Origin of the sequence: Frateuria sp. GZRe14 (genome assembly GCF_051900395.1) — a bacterium.
Lineage (GTDB): Bacteria > Pseudomonadota > Gammaproteobacteria > Xanthomonadales > Rhodanobacteraceae > Frateuria_A > Frateuria_A edaphi.
The window spans coordinates 1,043,568-1,059,924 of the sequence record NZ_JBHZGJ010000001.1 but is presented as its reverse complement, the minus strand read 5'-3'; the positions used below and the strand labels follow the sequence as shown (position 1 = coordinate 1,059,924).

The following is a 16,357-nucleotide window of genomic DNA, read 5'->3' as shown; positions in this document are numbered from 1 at the left end:
GATTTAGGAACTGCAGGAGAGCATCGAGCAACCGGCGCGCTGTTTCGCCCATTCGGGACGCTTGCGCGCAAAGTGCTCGCGCCCGGGCTGCTCGTCGTAAGGGCGGCGCATCACGTCCAGCAGCTCGTGGACCGGCGCATAGTCGCCCTGCTCCGCGCGATCGATCGCCTCCTGGGCGAGGTAGTTGCGCAGCACATACCTGGGATTGGCCATCTGCATGCGGGTGCGACGCTGCTCCGCCGGCAACGGATCCTCGCGCAGGCGCGCGGCGTACCGCCCCAGCCAGTCGCGCAGCACCGGCTCGGCAGCCAGGCGTCGGCTCTCGTCGTAGCACACGCCCGCCAGCACGTCCGGCGAGGGCGCGGCAGGATCCAGTTCGATCAGCGCGCGCCAGGTGAGCGTCATGTCGGCCGTGGCCTCGCGCATCCAGGCATGCAGGCCGTCGCGCAGTTCCAGGTCTTCGTCGCGGGCCGTGGCAAGGCCGAGTTTCGCCGCCGCGCTGGCGCGGTCGGAGGCCCCCCACGCGCGGACGTAGCGATCGAGCCCCGCCTGCAGCGGCGCGACATCGGCGAACAGCGGCGACAACGCGCTGGCCAGCCGGCTGAGGTTCCACCACGCCACGTTGGGCTGCTGGCCAAAGCGGTAGCGTCGGCGCGCCGCGTCGGTGGTGTTGGGCGTCCACTCCGGATCGTAGTCGTCGATCCAGCCGTAGGGGCCGTAGTCGATGGTCAGGCCGAGGATCGACATGTTGTCGGTATTCATCACGCCGTGCACGAAGCCGACGCGCATCCACTGCGCCATAAGTCGCGCGGTGCGTTCGCAGACTTCGCCGAACCAGTCCGCATAAAGCGCTTCGCCCTTCCCGTGCAGGTGCGGGAAATCACGCCCGATGGTGAAGTCGACCAGCTGGCGCAGCAGCGCCACGTCGTTGCGCGCGTAGGGCAGTTCGAAGTGACCGAAACGGATGAACGAGGGCGCGGCGCGACAGACGATGGCACCGGGCTCCTCACGCGGGTGGCCGTCGTAGAACATGTCGCGCACCACTGCCGCGCCGGTCTCGACCAGACACAGTGCGCGCGTGGTGGGAACGCCCAGGTGGTGCATCGCTTCGCTGCAGAGGAACTCGCGGATCGACGAACGCAACACCGCGCGGCCGTCCGCGCCACGCGAGTACGGCGTAGGGCCGGCGCCCTTCAGTTGCAGCTCCCAGCGCCGACCTCGCGCGTCCAGTGCCTCCCCCAGCGAAATCGCCCGACCGTCGCCCAGTTGCCCAGCCCATACGCCGAACTGGTGGCCGCCGTAGTTGCTGGCCCACGGCTGCATGCCTTCCAGCAGCGCATTGCCGCCGAACACGCTGGCGAAGTCGGGACTTTCGATGTCGTGCCTCGACAACCCCAGTATCGCCGCCATCTCGGACGACCAGGCCACCACGCGCGGCGCGGGCACGGGCGTGGGCTGGACGTGCGACCAGGCGGCCCCTTCGACCTGGCGCAGGCGCGGCCCGTACTCGGGGTCGCCCGCGAGATCGCGCAGGAAGGCATTGTCGAAGTCCAGGCGCATCGCGGGATGATCGCATGCAAGTCCACGAGGAAACGTTCGCGCAGTGTGCGTTCGGCAACACGAATGTTTAGCGCACGGGATCGCCCGAGGCCCCATACTGACGCGTGAACGACGACTTCGAAGACGATCGCTACGCCACGAGCGTGGACCCTTCCGTGCAATGCACGGCCTGCGATGCGGTGTGCTGCCGGCTGACCGTGGTTTTGATGCCCGAGGACGACGTGCCCGACTGGCTGGTCACGCGCGACGACCACGGACTTGCGACGCTCGCCAAGGGCGAGGACGGCTGGTGCGCGGCGGTCGATCCGAATACCTCGCGCTGCACGATCTACGAGCAACGCCCGTCGATCTGCCGCAAGTACGCCATGGGCAGTCCCGGTTGCCGGGACGAGCGGCGCAAATGGTATGGCCCGTCCGTGCCCACGCCGGTGAAGCTCCTGTAGAAGCTCCTGCCGTTGGGTCCGCAACGCATGCGGGCCCAACCGGTCCTACGGCAGCGACGGCGGCTCGAAAGCCTCGGCGATCTCCTCCGCCGCCAGCGCGCGCCACGCACCCGGCGCCAGGCCGTCGAGCGTCAGCCGGCCGATCGCCACACGCTTGAGCGCGTCCACGTGGTTGCCCACGGCGGCGAACATGCGCCGCACCTGGTGGTAGCGCCCCTCGGTGACGGTCAGCCTGGCGCGGCGCGGCCCGAGCGGCTGCAACTGTGCCGGGGCGAGCGGCGTGGTTTCCGATTCCAGCATCAACGTGCCGCTGGCGAACACTTCGCCCTCGTCGCCACGCAGGTCGCGGGCAAGCGTGGCCTCGTAGACCTTGGCGACGTTCGCCTTGGGCGAAATGATCCGGTGCAGCAGCGCGCCATCGTCGGTGAGCAGCAACAGCCCGGACGTGTCGCGGTCGAGCCGCCCGACGGTAGACAGCGCCGGATCGCGGCTCCGCCAGCGCGGTGGCAGCAGGTCGTAGACCAGCCGGCCGGCGTCCTTGCGCGAGCAGGTGTAGCCGGTCGGCTTGTGCATCAGCAGTACCAGCCCGGTCGGAGGGTCCAGCGGTTCGCCGTCGATGCGGATGTCCGCGTGTTCGGCCCGGTCGTCGGTGTAGAGCACCTCGCCCGCCGGATCGGTAACGCGCCCTTCGCGGAACAGCTGCATCACTTCCTTGCGACTGCCGTAGCCGAGGTTGGCAATGAGGCGCACCAGCTTCATGCACGCACCGCCTCGATCACCTTGAAGCCCTCCTGCATGGCCACCGTGCGCACGTGGGCGAAGCGTGTAGCCAGCGTGGCCTCGTACGGCAGGTGCCGGTTGGCGACCATCCACAGTCGACCGTGCGGAAGCAGCGCATCGGCAGCCGCGTCGATGAAGGCACGGCCGAGCCCGGGCAGGTCCGCGCGCCCCTGGTGGAACGGCGGATTGGTCACGATCGCATCGTAGCGATGCGGCAGGCCGGTGGTGACATCGTGCCAGTGCACCTCCGCATTCACTTGTCGCCCGCTCGCAGCGATCGCCTCGGCGAGGTTGATGCGGGCCGGTTCCAGTGCACGGGCTTCGGCTTCGTACAGATCCATGGCGGTGACGCCAGGGCAGCGCGCGATCACCTGCGCCGCGAGATACCCATAGCCCGCACCGAGATCGGCGACACGGCCGTGCAGGTCGTTCGGCAGCTGTGCCGCAAGCAGCGCCGAGGCCGCGTCGATGCGATCCCAGGCAAACAGCCCGGGGCGGCTGAGATAACCACCGGCGATCCGGCGTGGCACGTCGAACGCTTCCCATTCGGCCAGCCGTGCGGCATCCACCGCCTCGCCGGCGCTCGCCCAGAACACCCGGCACTTGTGCTTGGACAGGCTGTGCACCGCGCCGAACAGCCGCACGGCATCCGCTTCGGCCGATTTCGCGCCTTCGGCATTGGGCACCGCCATCAGCACGACGCCACCGGGCTGCAGGTGTCGTGCCGCACGGGCGAACAGGGCGCGGGCCTCGTCGCGCTGACGCGGCGGCAGCACGAGGACCAGCGCGAACCGGTCGTCCTGCGCCGGCTCGCCGACGGTCATGCCCGCCCGGCGAAGCTCGTCGGCAAAGGGCCCGAAACTCTGCGCGCAAAGCCAGGCCGGGGTGGCGAACGCGCGTAACGGCAAACCCTCGCGGGCACGCAGGAAAAGCACCCGGCCGTCGTCGGGCAGGCGCAACTCGCCGCTGGCAATGGGCAGGAACAGGGCGTCCAGCTGGGGCGCGGGTGCGGTGGCGACGGTAGCTGCCATCGGATTCGGGCTGGCGGATGGGAGCGCGATTCTACGCGTTGACGCCAGGCGGCAACGCGGCCATCGGCACGAGTAGCCGCAAGAGCGCGGCGGGCTGGCCCACCTATGGTTGGTCTGCCTAGCGTGCGACCGAGCCGGCGCGCACCAGATACTGCACGCTGAACATCCCTTCGGGGTCCAGCCACACACGCAGCACCTCCAGTCCGGCCTTGCCCGCAAGCGTGGCGAAATCCTCCAGCGAATACTTGCAGCTGACTTCCACCCGGATCGCCTCGTCCTTGCCGAAGGCGATCTGGCTGCGGCCCACCCGGGCCTTCTGCTCGCGCTGGCTGACCAGGCTGGTTTCGATGCGGCCGGCCAACGCGTTGTAGTGCGCGCGGTGGCGAAATGCGCCCAGGTCGAAATCGCTGCCCAGCTCGCGGTTCAGGCGCGCGAGCATGTTGAGGGTGAATTCCGCCGTGACGCCGGCGGCGTCGTTGTAGGCCGCCTCGATGAGGGACGTGTCTTTCTTCAGGTCCGCACCGATCAGGATGCCGCCGTTCTCGCCCATCTCCGTGCGCATCTTGCGCAACAGGGCGATCGCCTCGCGCGTGTCGAAGTTGCCGATGGTCGAGCCGGGAAAATAGACGACCGTGCGTCGCGGCGCGCGCGGCGGGATCGGCAGGCGCAGCGGACGGGTGAAGTCGGCGCAGAGCGGTTGCACCGGGAGCTGCGGAAAGTGTTCGCCCAGGCGCCGCACGCTCTGCAGCAACGGTTCGGGCGAGATCTCCACCGGAACGTAGCTCACCGGTGCGGCCATGTGCTCAAGCAGCAGGCGCGTCTTGGTCGCGCTGCCACTGCCGTACTCGACCAACCGCACCTCCATGCCCAGCGTGTCGGCGATGCTGGCGGCGTGCTCGCGCATCAGGGCGGTCTCGCAGCGGGTCAGGTAGTACTCCGGCTGCTCGCAGATGCGCTCGAACAGCGCCGAACCCTGCGCGTCGTAGAACAGCCACGAGGGCAGGCGCTTGGGCTGCGCACGCAGCCCGCGGCGGACGGTCTCCAGCAGCCCACCGGCGGGCGGGGTCCGTCCGTCGGCGGGCAGGTCCAGGGCACGGATGTTCATCGGGGCAATGCTCCTTGAGATCTTATCGGTCCTTGGCCAGGCGCAGTCCGGCGAACTGCCAGCGCGCCTGCGGGGGGAAGAAGTTGCGGTAGCTCGCGCGCACGTGGCCGGCTGGGGTGGCGCATGAACCGCCACGCAGCACCCATTGGCCGCACATGAACTTGCCGTTGTATTCGCCGAGCGCGCCCGGCAAGGGGCGGAAACCGGGATAGGCCACGTAGGGCGATGCGGTCCACTCCCAGGCGTCGCCATACATCTGAGCCAGGCCCGTGCCGCCGGTCGGTTGCGGAAGCCGTGGCACGCCATCGAGCAGGTTGCCCTGGACCGGCAGCGTTGCGGCCGCAGCCTCCCATTCGGCTTCCGTAGGCAGTCGCGCGCCAGCCCAGCGGGCGAACGCATCGGCTTCGTAGTAGCTCAGGTGGCAGACCGGTGCGCCCGGGTCCAGTGCCTGCACGCCGGCCAGCGAGAACGCGCTCGCCAGGTCCGGCCGCCAGTAGATCGGCCGCTGCCATCCTTCGTTCTGCACGGTGGCCCAACCATCGGACAGCCACAACGACGGCTCGCGATAGCCGCCGTCATGCACGAACGCGGCGTACTCCTCGTTGGTGACCAGGCGGTTGGCCAGCGCATGCGACGCCAGCAGGGTTCGGTGCCGCGGGGTTTCGTTGTCGAAGGCGAAGTCGTCGCCGGCATGGCCGATCGCGACCACGCCTTCCTGTCCTGGCAGGAACTGCAGGGAAACCGGGGCCATGGACGCGGGCGGCGCCGCCTGCAGGTACGACGGCAGCAGCGGGTTGCACCAGAACGCATGGAGGATGTCGGTGAGCAGCAATTCCTGGTGCTGCTGTTCATGTTGCAGACCGAGCTCGATGATCGCGGTCGGCGCATTCTCGTCCCCGCGCAACAACATCGCGCCCAGGGCCTCGTCGACGTGGCGGCGATACGCCAGCACTTCGTCCAGCGAAGGCCGCGACAGCAGGCCTCGTTGCGGCCGCGCGTGCATCGGGCCGACGCTCTGGTAGTAGGAATTGAACAGGTAATGCCAGGCCGGGTCGCGCGGGCGGTAATGCGGATCACGCCCGAGCACGAACTGCTCGAAGAACCATGTGGTGTGGGCCAGGTGCCACTTCGCCGGGCTGGCGTCGGGCATCGACTGCACCATCATGTCTTCGGCCGTGAGGCCCGCGCAGAGCTGCAGGGTCTGTTGGCGGACCCGCCGGTAGCGCTGCGCGAGAGTGTCGCCGGCGAGGGGGCTCAGCTGCGTCATGGCCTGCTCCATCGTGGATCGGACTCGCGGTGTGCGTGGGCGTTGCCGGTGCCGCGGTACCGCGGAGCGGATCGAACCGTAGGCATCTTCCAAGCATGGCGCAACCCCCGTTCAATACGTGTGATCGGCCGATGGCAAGTTCCTGACACGGCAATGCTGGCGCCGGCGATGCCGGCGCGCGATGCTGGAGGGGCCTGCTCCCCATGTGTCTTTCCCCTCGCGAGGTGATGCCATGAAACGCCTGCCCGTCCTGCTGTTGCTCGCCACCGCAAACTGCGCCGCATTTGCCGCCGGCGCGCCCGGCAAGGCGTTGCCCTATGCGCAATGCATCCAGACCGACAAGATCAACGAGTGGCACGTCGTGGATGCGCGCACCGCGCTGGTGCGCACTGGCCCGTACCGCTACCTGGTGCACCTGGCCGCCGACTGCCCACGCCTGGGGATCGGCGCACCGGGCTTCCTGCTGCGTGCGAGCGAGTCGGGCAAATCCGTCGGCGACGGCCGCATCTGCGGGCAGGTCGGCGAAACGGTCAGTGGCCGCGACCAGCCGGCCTGCGCGATCTCATCGGTGGAGATGGTCGACAAGGCGAAATTCGAGCAGATGCGCCAGCACGCGGCGCGCCATGGCAGCGTGGCCGAATTGCCGCCTGCCGGATGATGCCTTGGGCAAAAAAAGGCCCGGCATGGCCGGGCCCTTTTTGTTCAACTAACGGCTTGTCAGTCGCCGTCGCCGTCATAACCCACGTAACGGGTGGATGGCGCCTGGTCCACGTAAACGGTGCGCGTCTCCACCACGCGGCGGGTGACGACCGGTTCCTCGTAGACCACCCGCACCGGGCGGCGATAGACCGGACGCTCGTAAACCACCGCGCGCGGCGGCGGATTGAGCGCATCGTCCACCAGGCCGATCACGGCGCCGGCGACGATCGCCCCGGCCACCCATCGACCGCCGCTCCAGTGGCCACGGTCGTAGCGGTCACGGTCGTGCCAGCCGCCGCGGTCATGCCACCCGCGATCGTAATGGCCGCGGCCGTGCCAGCCTCGGTCGTGCCAGTCGTGCGCCGATGCGCCCACCGGCAGCGCTGCGGTCGACGCCAGCAGCAGGGTCGCCATCGCCAGCGCGGGTTTGGCCAGCCAATGCGTGCTCATGCAGATGCCTCCAATCGGGCGACGTTGCCCTTCAAGGCGATGCTCCGGCTGGCGGGCTTAATCGGCACTTAAGCGCGCAGCGCGCGGGGTTCGCGGGAGCGCCCTTGGCTGCTCCCGCACAAGTAGCCGGACTCAGACGTTGAAGAGGAAGTGCAGCACGTCGCCATCCTTGACGACGTAGTCCTTGCCTTCCTTGCGCAGACGGCCGGCCGAGGCGGCGCCGGCTTCGCCTTTGTACTGGATGAAGTCGTCGTAGGAGACGGTCTCGGCGCGGATGAAGCCGCGCTCGAAGTCGGTGTGGATCACGCCGGCGGCCTGCGGCGCGGTGGCGCCCTTCTTCACCGTCCAGGCGCGCACTTCCTTCACGCCCGCGGTGAAGTAGGTCTGCAGGTTGAGCAGCTTGTAGCCCGCGCGGATCACGCGGTTGAGGCCCGGCTCGTCCAGGCCGAGGTCCTTGAGGAATTCGTCGCGGTCGGCGTCTTCGAGCTGGGCCATTTCCTCCTCGATCGCCGCGCACACCGGCACCACCTCGGCGCCCTCGGTGGCGGCGCGGGCGCGCACGGCGTCCAGGTGCGGATTGTTCTCGAAACCGTCCTCGCGCACGTTGGCGATGTACATCAGCGGCTTGAGGGTGAGCAGGAAGAGATCGCGCACCAGCGCCTTCTCCTCCTCGTCCAGGCCGATGCTGCGGGCGGACTTGCCTTCGTTGAGCGCGGCGGCGAGCTTGGCCAGCACGGGTTTCTTCGCCAGCGCCTCCTTGTCGTTGGCCTTGGCCGCGCGTTCGGCGCGGTTGAGCGCCTTCTCGACTGAATCCAGGTCGGCCAGCGCGAGTTCGGTGTCGATCGTCTCGATGTCGGCGATCGGGTCTACCTTGCCGGCCACGTGCACGATGTCGCCGTGCTCGAAACAGCGCACCACGTGGGCGATCGCATCGACCTCGCGGATGTGCGCCAGGAACTTGTTGCCCAGGCCCTCACCCTTCGACGCGCCAGCGACCAGGCCGGCGATGTCGACGAACTCGACCGCGGTCGGCACCACCTTCTGCGGATTGACGATCGCCGAGAGCGCGTTGAGGCGCTCATCGGGTACCGGCACCACGCCTACGTTCGGCTCGATCGTGCAGAACGGGAAGTTGGCGGCGGCGATGCCGGCCTTGGTCAGCGCATTGAACAGGGTGGACTTGCCGACGTTGGGCAAGCCGACGATGCCGCATTTGATGCCCATGGTGGGACTCCGGAAAACTGATGTGGGAAACCTGGAGGCGGGGTCGGAAAACCGGAAGGCGCGACGGGCGCGCTCACGCTCCGGCTAGCCGTTTCCTGCCCCCACGGTGTGCAGTTGTTGCATCGCCTTGTCGAACTGCCCGCCGACCGCCAGTGGAAGCACGTCGAGCGCGCGGGCGATGCCATCGAGGATCGCATCCTCGTCCTGCGCGGATGGCTTGCCGAGTACCCAGGGCGTGACCTTGTCCTTGTGGCCCGGATGGCCAATGCCGATGCGCAGGCGGTGGAACTTGCCGTGGCCCAGATGCTGGATCGTGTCGCGCAGGCCGTTCTGGCCGCCGTGGCCTCCGTCGAACTTCATCCGCACGGTGCCGGCCGGCAGATCCAGTTCGTCGTGTGCGACCAGGCACTCGTCGGGCTGGATCTTGTAGTAGCGCAGCGCGGAGGTGACCGCGATGCCGCTCTTGTTCATGAAAGTGGACGGCTTGAGCAGCCACACGCCCTCGCCGCCGATGCGCACGCGGCAGGCCTCGCCGTGCAGCTTGCCGTCGAAGGCAAAACGCTCGCCCTGGCCGGAAGCCAACGCGTCCACAAACCAGAACCCGGCATTGTGCCGGGTCCTGAGGTATTCGGCGCCGGGGTTGCCCAGGCCGACGATGAGCTTGAGTCCAGCCATGCCTTAAGCCGATGGCCGGGCCTCCCGCGGACGGGAGGCCCGGACAGGCTTACTTCTTCTCGGCAGGCTTGGCTTCGCCTTCCGGCGCCGCAGCGGCTTCGGCGGCCGGCTCGGCTTCTTCCTTCACCGTGTTGGCGGTGACCACGGCAATGTCGTGGTCCGCGCCCAGGTTCAGCGCCGGCAGGCTCACGCCCTTGGGCAGCTTGATCTGCGACAGGTGGACGATGTCGCCCGGCTTCAGGTCGGCCAGGTCGAGTTCGATGAACTCCGGCAGGTTCGCCGGCAGGCACGACACTTCCACTTCGGTCAGGTTGTGCGAGATCACCACGCCGGAGGTCTTGCCGGCCGGGGACTTCTCCTGGTTGAGGAAGTGCAGCGGCACGTTCACGCGGACCGCTTCGTTCTCGTTCACGCGCAGGAAGTCCATGTGCAGCATCTGCTGCTTGAACGGATGCTTCTGCCAGTCGCGCACCAGCACCTTCTGCACCTTGCCGTCGACGTTCAGGTCGAGGATCGAGGAGAAAAACCACTCGTTCTTGGCGGCGAGCAGGATGGTGTTGTGCTCGATCTGGATGCTCTGCGGCGGCTGGGTGCCACCGTAGACGACGGCAGGCACCATCGCCGCGTGACGCAGGCGGCGGCTCGCACCTTTCCCCTCGTCACTGCGGTTCTGCGCCTTGATTTCATGAATCTGGGCCATGTTCGTTTACTACCTTGGTTGTGTTTTGTTCGCCTCGCGGCGGACGAGCGACTTCCCCGCGACCAGGAAAGTCCGTTGCTTCCACGCAGCATCTTGCCGCGACAATCAGGCCCGCCCATCCCGGGCGGACTTTCCGCTTTTCAATCCACGTAAAGCGAACTCACCGACTCGCCGAAGGCGATGCGGCGGATCGTCTCGGCCAGCAGCTCGGCGACCGAGAGCTGGCGGATCTTGGCGCAAGCCTGCGCCTCGGGGCGCAGCGGCAACGTGTTGGTGACCACCAGCTGGTCGAGCTGGGAGTTCTCGATGTTGCCGATCGCGGCGCCCGAGAGCACCGGGTGCACGCAGTAGGCGACGACCTTTCGCGCGCCGCGCTCCTTCAGTGCCGCGGCGGCCGCGCACAGGGTTCCGGCGGTGTCGACGATGTCGTCGACCAGCACGCAGGTCTTGCCGTCGACCTCGCCGATGATGTTCATCACGGTGGCGACGTTGGCCTTCGGGCGGCGCTTGTCGATGATCGCCAGGTCCGCGTCGTCCAGCCGCTTGGCGATCGCGCGTGCGCGCACCACGCCCCCGACGTCGGGGCTGACCACGATCAGGTCGTCCATCGAGTGGTTGCGCCAGATGTCCGCCAGCAGGATCGGCGAGGCGTAGACGTTGTCCACCGGGACGTCGAAGAAGCCCTGGATCTGGTCGGCGTGCAGGTCGACCGTCAGCACGCGGTCGACGCCGGCGGTACCGATCAAGGTGGCGACCATCTTGGCGGTGATCGGCACGCGCGCCGAGCGCGGACGGCGATCCTGGCGGGCGTAGCCGAAGTACGGCATCACTGCGGTAACGGTGGCGGCCGAGGCGCGCTTGAGCGCGTCGACCAGGGCGAGCATCTCGATCAGGTTCTCCGCACTCGGCGCGCCGGTCGGCTGCAGCACGAACACTTCCTGCTTGCGGACGTTCTCCTCGATCTCGATCTGCACCTCGCCGTCGCTGAACTTGCCGACCAGGGCCTTGCCCAGCGGCACGCCAAGCCGTTGCGCGACGTCCTCGGCGAGGGTGCGGTGGGCATTGCCGGTGAAGAGCATCGGGGTGGACGTGTCCACGGTGTTTCCTCGAAGAAAGCCATTCGTGAATGGCTGGGGCGGCAGGATTCGAACCTGCGCATGCGGGAATCAAAATCCCGTGCCTTAACCAGCTTGGCGACGCCCCAGTGTTTCGTTTGGCGGGCCGTCGTCCTGACTGCCCGTCGTTTGTTTCAAGCCCGCAACGGCTGCCCCGGCGATGCGACCCGGGCGCGGTGGCGCGCCAAGGCGCGATGCAAGGGCGAAACCTCCACCCCCGCGGCCAGTTGCGCCGCGAACGCCGGAGGACACCGCCGCACCACCTTTCGCGCCTGCGCGAGCGAGGCGGTTTCCAGGAACACGCATCCGCCGCTGCCGGAAAGCCGGGCGCGACCGAAGCGCGAGAGCCAGTCCAGCGCCGCGGCCACCTTGGGGTGTCGCGCACGCACGACCGGCTCGAACGCGTTTTCCGCCGTTTCGCCGGAAGCAAAGGACGAAATTGTCGCCGGCGGTGCATTTCGTGTCAATTCAGACGCTTGAAACAGGGCCGCGGTAGGCACGTGTTCGCCCGGATCGAGCACCACGTACCAGCGTCGCGGCAGCGCCACGGGGGTGAGTCGCTCGCCCACCCCCTCGGCCCAGGCCGAGCGGCCGCGCACGAACACCGGCACATCGGCGCCCAACCGGTGCGCCAGGCGTGCCAGCGCGTCCTCGTCCAGGCCGCAGCCCCACAGGTGGTTGAGCGAGACCAGCGTGGTGGCCGCATCGGAACTGCCACCGCCGAGGCCACCGCCCATCGGGATGCGCTTGTCCACGGCGATCTCGGCGCCCAGCGCCACGCCGGCTTCCGCCTGCAGCAGGCGGGCGGCACGCACCACCAGGTCGGCGTCCGACGGCACGCCAGGCACGTCGTTCACGCGCACGATCGCGCTGTCGCGACGCACCCGCACGCGCAGTTCGTCGCCCCAGTCGAGCAGGCGGAAGACGGTCTGCAGGTCGTGGTAGCCGTCCGCACGGCGACCGACGATGCGCAGGAATAGGTTGAGCTTGGCCGGCGCGGGCCAGGCGGTCCACTCCTCGCGATCGGGCGCGCCAAGCGGGCGCGACATGAAGACGCGCAAGGCATCGGGGAAACCGTTCTCGCGATCCCGCTCGCGGGCTCGGGCGAAGGACGGATCGGTCTTGTCGACCGTTGCAAAGCCGTGCTTCGCATAGAACGGCGCATTCCACGGCACGTCCGCCAGGGTACCCAGGTCGACGCGCGCAAATCCGGCCGCCCGTGCCCAGGCGCAGGCGTGTTCGAGCAGTGCGGCGCCGATCCCGCGGCGACCGTGCGAGGGCAACACGTCGATCTCGGCGACTTCGACGGCGCCCTCGGCCGTGCCGTCCTGCAGCCACACGAAGCCGACCGGCGTACCCTCCTCCAGCGCGACCCAGACCAGGCCACGCGTCACCGCCACTTCCAGCAATTCCGGCGGGATCGCCATGGCCGCGTACGCATGCCACGCGCGATGACCGCGGAACAGTTCCACCGCCGCGCGCTCGATCGCGCACAACGCGGGCACCTGCGCCGACACGGCGCGTGCGAGGGTCACCGCCATGGCGTCAGCGCCCGCAATCGGCGCAGGGCGCCGGGCCGAGCCGGAAGCTGTCGATCGACAGCTTGACCTTGTAGGGCGGACGGCTGGCGAACACTTTCTGCGGCAAGGGCGGCTGGTGGGCCTGGTCCCAGGCGCGGTAGTCCACCGTCCAGCCATCCTGGGTGAGCAGGGACGGCAGGTCGTGTTCGCCGAAGCGCAATTCCGCGGGTGCGCCGGCCGCGCGCAGGCCCAGCACCCAGGCGCGCAGGTCGTCCAGCGGCACCTCCCAACCCAGCGCCTTGCGCATCAGCGCCTCTGCGTCAGTGCCGCGCAGCGGACCGCCTTCGATGCCTTCCAGCAGCGCGCCGCCAGGACCGCCACTGAGGCGGAAACTCTTGCCGGTGATCGGCGCGCGCAGCTCGAAGTCGTAGCGCTCGCCGTCCTGCATCCAGCGCAGGCTGCCGCTGCCGCCATCGTGGCCATCGGAAACGGCAAGATGGCCTTCCAGCGTCCACTGGTGGACGTCCGCCAGTTGCCCTTCCCGCGCGGCCTGCGCGGCGAGGGCGGCCTCGTCGGCCGGCTTGCGCACCGGCACCGGCGCGCAGGCGGCCAGCAGCAGGCCGGCTGCCGCGACCGGAAAGAGGAGGCGCCTCATGGCTCCAGGCGCCGCAGGGTGTCGCGCAGGTTGGCGTTGCGCGGATCGATCTTGCGTACCTGGTCGAACACGTGCTTCGCGTCCTGGCGCTTGCCCAGCTTCCACAGCACCTCGCCCAGGTGGACGCCCACGTCGGCGTCCTTCGCGGCGCTCCAGGCTTGGCGCAGCGCGCGCGCTGCCTCGTCGAGGTGGCCCAGGCGGTACTGCAGCCAACCCCAGGAATCGGCGATCGCCGGGTCATGCGGCTTGGCTGCACGAGCCGACTCGATAAGCTGCTTGGCTTCGGGCAGGTCGCGGCCGGCATCGGCCAGCGTGTAGCCCAGCGCGTTGCTGGCGTCGATATCGTCCGGCTTGAGCTTGAGCAGGTGGCGGAAGTCGGCCACCGCGTGGTCGATGTTGCCCGCCTCCGCATAGGCCAGGCCGCGGCCGTACAGCAGGCCCGGATCGTCTGGCAGCACCTGCAGCGCGTGGTCGTAGGCCTTTGCCGCCTGTGCGTAATGCCCCTCGCGCATGTACAGCTCGGCGTCGGCCTGCCAGGCACGGCGCAATTCCTCGGGCTGGTCGAGGTAGGCGGTTTCCAGTTGTTCCATCAGCGCATGCGCGTCGTCCACCTTGCCTTGCGTGTGCAGGATCACCGCGCTGCGCAGGTCGGCGTCGAACGCGTGCGGATCGTCGTCGCCGACCTGGTCATACCAGTCCAGCGCCTCGTCATTGCGGTCCTGCATCTCGGCCAGCTGGCCGAGCAGGAAGGCGCTGCTTTCACGAACCCCGGCGGGCGCCTGCTTGAGGTCGCGGTAAAGCCTGGCCAGCGCCGTCTTGTCGTGCGCCTGCGCGGCCAGTCCGGCGCGCAGGGCGTAGGTTTCGGCGCTTTGCGGGCCCTTGTCGAGCAGCTTTGCAGCGGCCTGGTAATCGCCGCCCTGGCTGAGCAGGCTGGCGTAGGTCAGGCGAAGGCGCACATTGTCCGGCGAACGGGCCAGCGCCTGCTTGAGCAGTCCGGTGGCCGCTTTCTTGTCGCCGGCCTTGAACTTCATCTGCGCCGCCCAGGCGTAGGTTTCGGTGTCGTGGAAACGGGCCACCGCGGCATCGGCGATCTGCATGGCGTACTTGGGCCTGCCGAGCTTGTCGCCCAGCTCGCTCATCGCCAGCCAGGCCTGTGGATCGGCCGGCAGGCGGTTGGGGGTAGCCAGGGTTTCGAGCAACTGGGCTGCCTGCGCCGGGTCGCGCGCGCCGACCAGGGCGCGGCCGAAACGACGCCAGGCATGCGGATCGCCGCTGCCGACCAGGCGCTCCAGTTGTTCGCGCGCGCCGGCGGTGTCGCCGGTGGCCAGGGCCAGTTCGGCGCGCGCCTGGGCCAGGTCGGCAGTGCCGGCGCCGAGCGCCTGCCAGCGGTCGATCGCCTGCTGCGTGGCTTGGGTGTCGCGCACCGCAAGGGCCAGCTCCACCGCCCGCTGGGCGACCTTGGGATCGTCCGACAGCGCCATGGCCTGGGCGTAGCGGGCCGACGCACCCTTGAGGTCGTTGCGCGTCAGCGCCATTTCACCGGCCAGCAGCTGCGCGAGCAGGTCATGCTGCTCGTCCGGCGTGACGACGGTGAGCCGGTCCAGCGGCTGCCTGGGAGCGGGCGCGGGAGCCTTGCCGCCGGGCAGGCTGGCGCAGCCGGCCAGGCCCAGCGCGAAGCCGGCCATGCCCGCAAAATGCCGCAGTTGCTTGAACTTGCCCTTCACGCTCAGCACACTAGTCCTCATCCCATCGTCCGTCCGGCCCGTACCTGATCGCGCCCCGGTACCGAAAGCTTAGCCTACGCCGCCGCGGATACCCCGTCGTCAATTCGCATTCCACGCCATGCCGCTGATCGCCCTCGGGCTCAATCACCTCACCGCGCCGGTCAGCCTGCGCGAACAGGTGGCGTTCGATGCGGACGCCGCCGGCGAAGCGCTGCGCGAACTGCGGGCCGAGCCGGGCGTGGAAGAAGCGCTGATCCTCTCCACCTGCAACCGCACCGAGTTGTACGTCGGCGTGGCCGAGGGTGCCGAGCAGGCGCCGCAGGCGTGGCTCAACCGCCACCATCGCTTGACCCCCGGCAAGCTGGACGAGTTCCTCTACCGGCATGACGAGGACGCGGCGGTACGCCACATGTTCCGCGTCGCCACCGGACTGGACTCGATGGTGCTGGGCGAGCCGCAGATCCTGGGCCAGGTGAAGGACGCCTACCAGCTCGCGCGCGACGCGCGGGCGCTCGGTGCGCCGCTGGACCGCCTGCTGCAGCACACCTTCGCCGTCGCCAAGCGCGTGCGCACCGACACCCGCATCGGCGCGCATACCGTTTCGGTGGCCTTTACCGCCGTGCGGCTGGCCGAGCAGGTGTTCACCGACCTGAAGCAGGCCTGCGTGCTGCTGATTGGCGCCGGCGACACCATCGAGCTGGCCGCGCGTCACCTGGTGGACAAGCAGGTCAGCCGCCTGATCGTGGCCAACCGCACGCTGGAAAACGCACAGGAGCTGGCCACCCGCTACGGCGGTTACGCCATTGCGCTGGCCGATCTGCCGCAACATCTGGCCGAGGCCGACATCGTGATTTCCTCCACCGCCGCCCGGCAACCGGTGGTGACCCGGCCGATGGTCGAGCGCGCGGTCGCGGCGCGCAGGCGCAAGCCGATGTTCATGGTCGACATCGCGGTGCCGCGCGACATCGATCCGGCCGTCGCATCGCTGGAGGACGTCTATCTCTATGCAATCGATGACCTGCAGCAGGTCATCGACGGGAACCGCCGCTCCCGCGAGGCCGCCGCGCGCGAGGCCGAAACCATCATCGACCTGCAGGTCGACCACTACATGGCCTGGCGCCGCGCGCTGACCCTGCGCAATCCGGCGATCGACCTGCGCCAGCATGCCGAGCGTTATCGCGACGAGGTTCTGGTCAAGGCGCAGGCGATGCTGGCGCGCGGCAAGTCACCCGACGAGGCGCTGGCGTTCCTCGCCAACACGCTGACCAACAAGCTGCTGCACCATCCCAGCGCACGCCTGCGCGAGGCGGCGCTCAATGGCGACCTGGACCTGCTGCACGCGGCCGGGCGGCTGTACGGACCCACCGACGAGCCCACCGACAAACGGTAGGGGCGCACCCCGTACTCGA

Annotated in this window: 16 protein-coding genes and 1 tRNA gene; 3 read left to right on the top strand and 14 right to left on the bottom strand. The window is 68.8% G+C overall.

The genetic code is table 11. From position 1 onward, the window contains the following. Window positions 1-3 precede the first annotated feature (3 nt). Window positions 4-1,560, bottom strand: a complete 1,557-nt coding sequence (locus ACFWZ1_RS04770) for a protein adenylyltransferase SelO (protein WP_439665624.1) — start codon at window positions 1,558-1,560, stop codon at window positions 4-6. 104 nt (window positions 1,561-1,664) lie between these two features. Between ACFWZ1_RS04770 and ACFWZ1_RS04765 the strand changes: the two genes are divergently transcribed. Continuing rightward, on the top strand, window positions 1,665-2,003 hold the full coding sequence (locus tag ACFWZ1_RS04765) for a YkgJ family cysteine cluster protein (protein WP_231324148.1): 339 nt from the start codon (window positions 1,665-1,667) through the stop codon (window positions 2,001-2,003). Between the two features lie 45 nt (window positions 2,004-2,048). Here ACFWZ1_RS04765 and ACFWZ1_RS04760 read toward each other — a convergent pair whose 3' ends face one another. From ACFWZ1_RS04760 to egtB, 4 genes are all read right to left on the bottom strand, one after another. Beyond that, complete coding sequence (locus ACFWZ1_RS04760) at window positions 2,049-2,762, bottom strand: pseudouridine synthase (protein ID WP_439665623.1); 714 nt, start codon at window positions 2,760-2,762, stop codon at window positions 2,049-2,051. Then, window positions 2,759-3,814, bottom strand: a complete 1,056-nt coding sequence (locus ACFWZ1_RS04755; RefSeq protein WP_439665622.1) for a class I SAM-dependent methyltransferase — start codon at window positions 3,812-3,814, stop codon at window positions 2,759-2,761. The genes ACFWZ1_RS04760 and ACFWZ1_RS04755 overlap by 4 nt, the downstream gene beginning before the upstream one ends. Window positions 3,815-3,932: 118 nt before the next feature. Then, complete coding sequence (gene egtD, locus ACFWZ1_RS04750; RefSeq protein WP_439665621.1) at window positions 3,933-4,919, bottom strand: L-histidine N(alpha)-methyltransferase; 987 nt, start codon at window positions 4,917-4,919, stop codon at window positions 3,933-3,935. 22 nt (window positions 4,920-4,941) lie between these two features. Next, window positions 4,942-6,186: an ergothioneine biosynthesis protein EgtB gene (gene egtB / locus ACFWZ1_RS04745; RefSeq protein ID WP_439665620.1), complete on the bottom strand. Its 1,245-nt coding sequence runs from the start codon at window positions 6,184-6,186 to the stop codon at window positions 4,942-4,944. A gap of 232 nt (window positions 6,187-6,418) precedes the next feature. On the opposite strand from egtB, the gene ACFWZ1_RS04740 reads away from it, so the two are divergent. Continuing rightward, window positions 6,419-6,844, top strand: a complete 426-nt coding sequence (locus ACFWZ1_RS04740; protein WP_439665619.1) for a DUF6491 family protein — start codon at window positions 6,419-6,421, stop codon at window positions 6,842-6,844. Between the two features lie 59 nt (window positions 6,845-6,903). Here the strand turns inward: ACFWZ1_RS04740 and ACFWZ1_RS04735 are convergent, their stop codons facing one another. The 9 genes from ACFWZ1_RS04735 to ACFWZ1_RS04695 form a co-directional block, all read right to left on the bottom strand. Then, window positions 6,904-7,335 (bottom strand): hypothetical protein, encoded by a 432-nt coding sequence (locus tag ACFWZ1_RS04735; protein ID WP_439665618.1) that lies wholly within the window; start codon window positions 7,333-7,335, stop codon window positions 6,904-6,906. Between the two features lie 132 nt (window positions 7,336-7,467). Further along, window positions 7,468-8,559 carry a redox-regulated ATPase YchF gene (gene ychF / locus ACFWZ1_RS04730; protein ID WP_231324141.1) on the bottom strand — a complete coding sequence of 364 codons (1,092 nt, stop codon included), beginning with the start codon at window positions 8,557-8,559 and terminating at the stop codon, window positions 7,468-7,470. 84 nt (window positions 8,560-8,643) lie between these two features. Then, window positions 8,644-9,234 carry an aminoacyl-tRNA hydrolase gene (gene pth, locus ACFWZ1_RS04725; protein ID WP_439665617.1) on the bottom strand — a complete coding sequence of 197 codons (591 nt, stop codon included), beginning with the start codon at window positions 9,232-9,234 and terminating at the stop codon, window positions 8,644-8,646. A 49-nt stretch (window positions 9,235-9,283) separates the two neighbouring features. Continuing rightward, a complete protein-coding gene (locus ACFWZ1_RS04720; RefSeq protein WP_231324139.1) occupies window positions 9,284-9,934 on the bottom strand; it encodes a 50S ribosomal protein L25/general stress protein Ctc in 651 nt (216 codons plus the stop codon). A 140-nt stretch (window positions 9,935-10,074) separates the two neighbouring features. Further along, window positions 10,075-11,013 (bottom strand): ribose-phosphate diphosphokinase, encoded by a 939-nt coding sequence (locus tag ACFWZ1_RS04715; RefSeq protein ID WP_231325888.1) that lies wholly within the window; start codon window positions 11,011-11,013, stop codon window positions 10,075-10,077. Between the two features lie 48 nt (window positions 11,014-11,061). Further along, window positions 11,062-11,138 (bottom strand) — tRNA-Gln (locus ACFWZ1_RS04710). Between the two features lie 45 nt (window positions 11,139-11,183). Continuing rightward, window positions 11,184-12,590 (bottom strand): 4-(cytidine 5'-diphospho)-2-C-methyl-D-erythritol kinase, encoded by a 1,407-nt coding sequence (gene ispE / locus ACFWZ1_RS04705; protein ID WP_439665616.1) that lies wholly within the window; start codon window positions 12,588-12,590, stop codon window positions 11,184-11,186. 4 nt (window positions 12,591-12,594) lie between these two features. After that, window positions 12,595-13,224 (bottom strand): lipoprotein insertase outer membrane protein LolB, encoded by a 630-nt coding sequence (gene lolB / locus ACFWZ1_RS04700; protein WP_439665615.1) that lies wholly within the window; start codon window positions 13,222-13,224, stop codon window positions 12,595-12,597. Next, window positions 13,221-14,969 carry a tetratricopeptide repeat protein gene (locus tag ACFWZ1_RS04695; RefSeq protein ID WP_439665614.1) on the bottom strand — a complete coding sequence of 583 codons (1,749 nt, stop codon included), beginning with the start codon at window positions 14,967-14,969 and terminating at the stop codon, window positions 13,221-13,223. The genes lolB and ACFWZ1_RS04695 overlap by 4 nt, the downstream gene beginning before the upstream one ends. A 97-nt stretch (window positions 14,970-15,066) precedes the next feature. Between ACFWZ1_RS04695 and hemA the strand changes: the two genes are divergently transcribed. Further along, window positions 15,067-16,338: a glutamyl-tRNA reductase gene (gene hemA / locus ACFWZ1_RS04690; protein ID WP_231324135.1), complete on the top strand. Its 1,272-nt coding sequence runs from the start codon at window positions 15,067-15,069 to the stop codon at window positions 16,336-16,338. Window positions 16,339-16,357: the final 19 nt, after the last annotated feature.

Bases quoted from the DNA above. Each gene is read 5' to 3' on its own strand.
- ACFWZ1_RS04770 (WP_439665624.1), bottom strand. From the start codon at position 1,560: ATGCGCCTGGACTTCGACAATGCCTTCCTGCGCGATCTCGCGGGCGAC.
- ACFWZ1_RS04760 (WP_439665623.1), bottom strand. From the start codon at position 2,762: ATGAAGCTGGTGCGCCTCATTGCCAACCTCGGCTACGGCAGTCGCAAG.
- ACFWZ1_RS04755 (WP_439665622.1), bottom strand. From the start codon at position 3,814: ATGGCAGCTACCGTCGCCACCGCACCCGCGCCCCAGCTGGACGCCCTG.
- egtD (WP_439665621.1), bottom strand. From the start codon at position 4,919: ATGAACATCCGTGCCCTGGACCTGCCCGCCGACGGACGGACCCCGCCC.
- egtB (WP_439665620.1), bottom strand. From the start codon at position 6,186: ATGACGCAGCTGAGCCCCCTCGCCGGCGACACTCTCGCGCAGCGCTAC.
- ACFWZ1_RS04740 (WP_439665619.1), top strand. From the start codon at position 6,419: ATGAAACGCCTGCCCGTCCTGCTGTTGCTCGCCACCGCAAACTGCGCC.
- ACFWZ1_RS04735 (WP_439665618.1), bottom strand. From the start codon at position 7,335: ATGAGCACGCATTGGCTGGCCAAACCCGCGCTGGCGATGGCGACCCTG.
- ychF (WP_231324141.1), bottom strand. From the start codon at position 8,559: ATGGGCATCAAATGCGGCATCGTCGGCTTGCCCAACGTCGGCAAGTCC.
- pth (WP_439665617.1), bottom strand. From the start codon at position 9,234: ATGGCTGGACTCAAGCTCATCGTCGGCCTGGGCAACCCCGGCGCCGAA.
- ACFWZ1_RS04720 (WP_231324139.1), bottom strand. From the start codon at position 9,934: ATGGCCCAGATTCATGAAATCAAGGCGCAGAACCGCAGTGACGAGGGG.
- ACFWZ1_RS04715 (WP_231325888.1), bottom strand. From the start codon at position 11,013: ATGCTCTTCACCGGCAATGCCCACCGCACCCTCGCCGAGGACGTCGCG.
- ispE (WP_439665616.1), bottom strand. From the start codon at position 12,590: ATGGCGGTGACCCTCGCACGCGCCGTGTCGGCGCAGGTGCCCGCGTTG.
- lolB (WP_439665615.1), bottom strand. From the start codon at position 13,224: ATGAGGCGCCTCCTCTTTCCGGTCGCGGCAGCCGGCCTGCTGCTGGCC.
- ACFWZ1_RS04695 (WP_439665614.1), bottom strand. From the start codon at position 14,969: ATGAGGACTAGTGTGCTGAGCGTGAAGGGCAAGTTCAAGCAACTGCGG.
- hemA (WP_231324135.1), top strand. From the start codon at position 15,067: ATGCCGCTGATCGCCCTCGGGCTCAATCACCTCACCGCGCCGGTCAGC.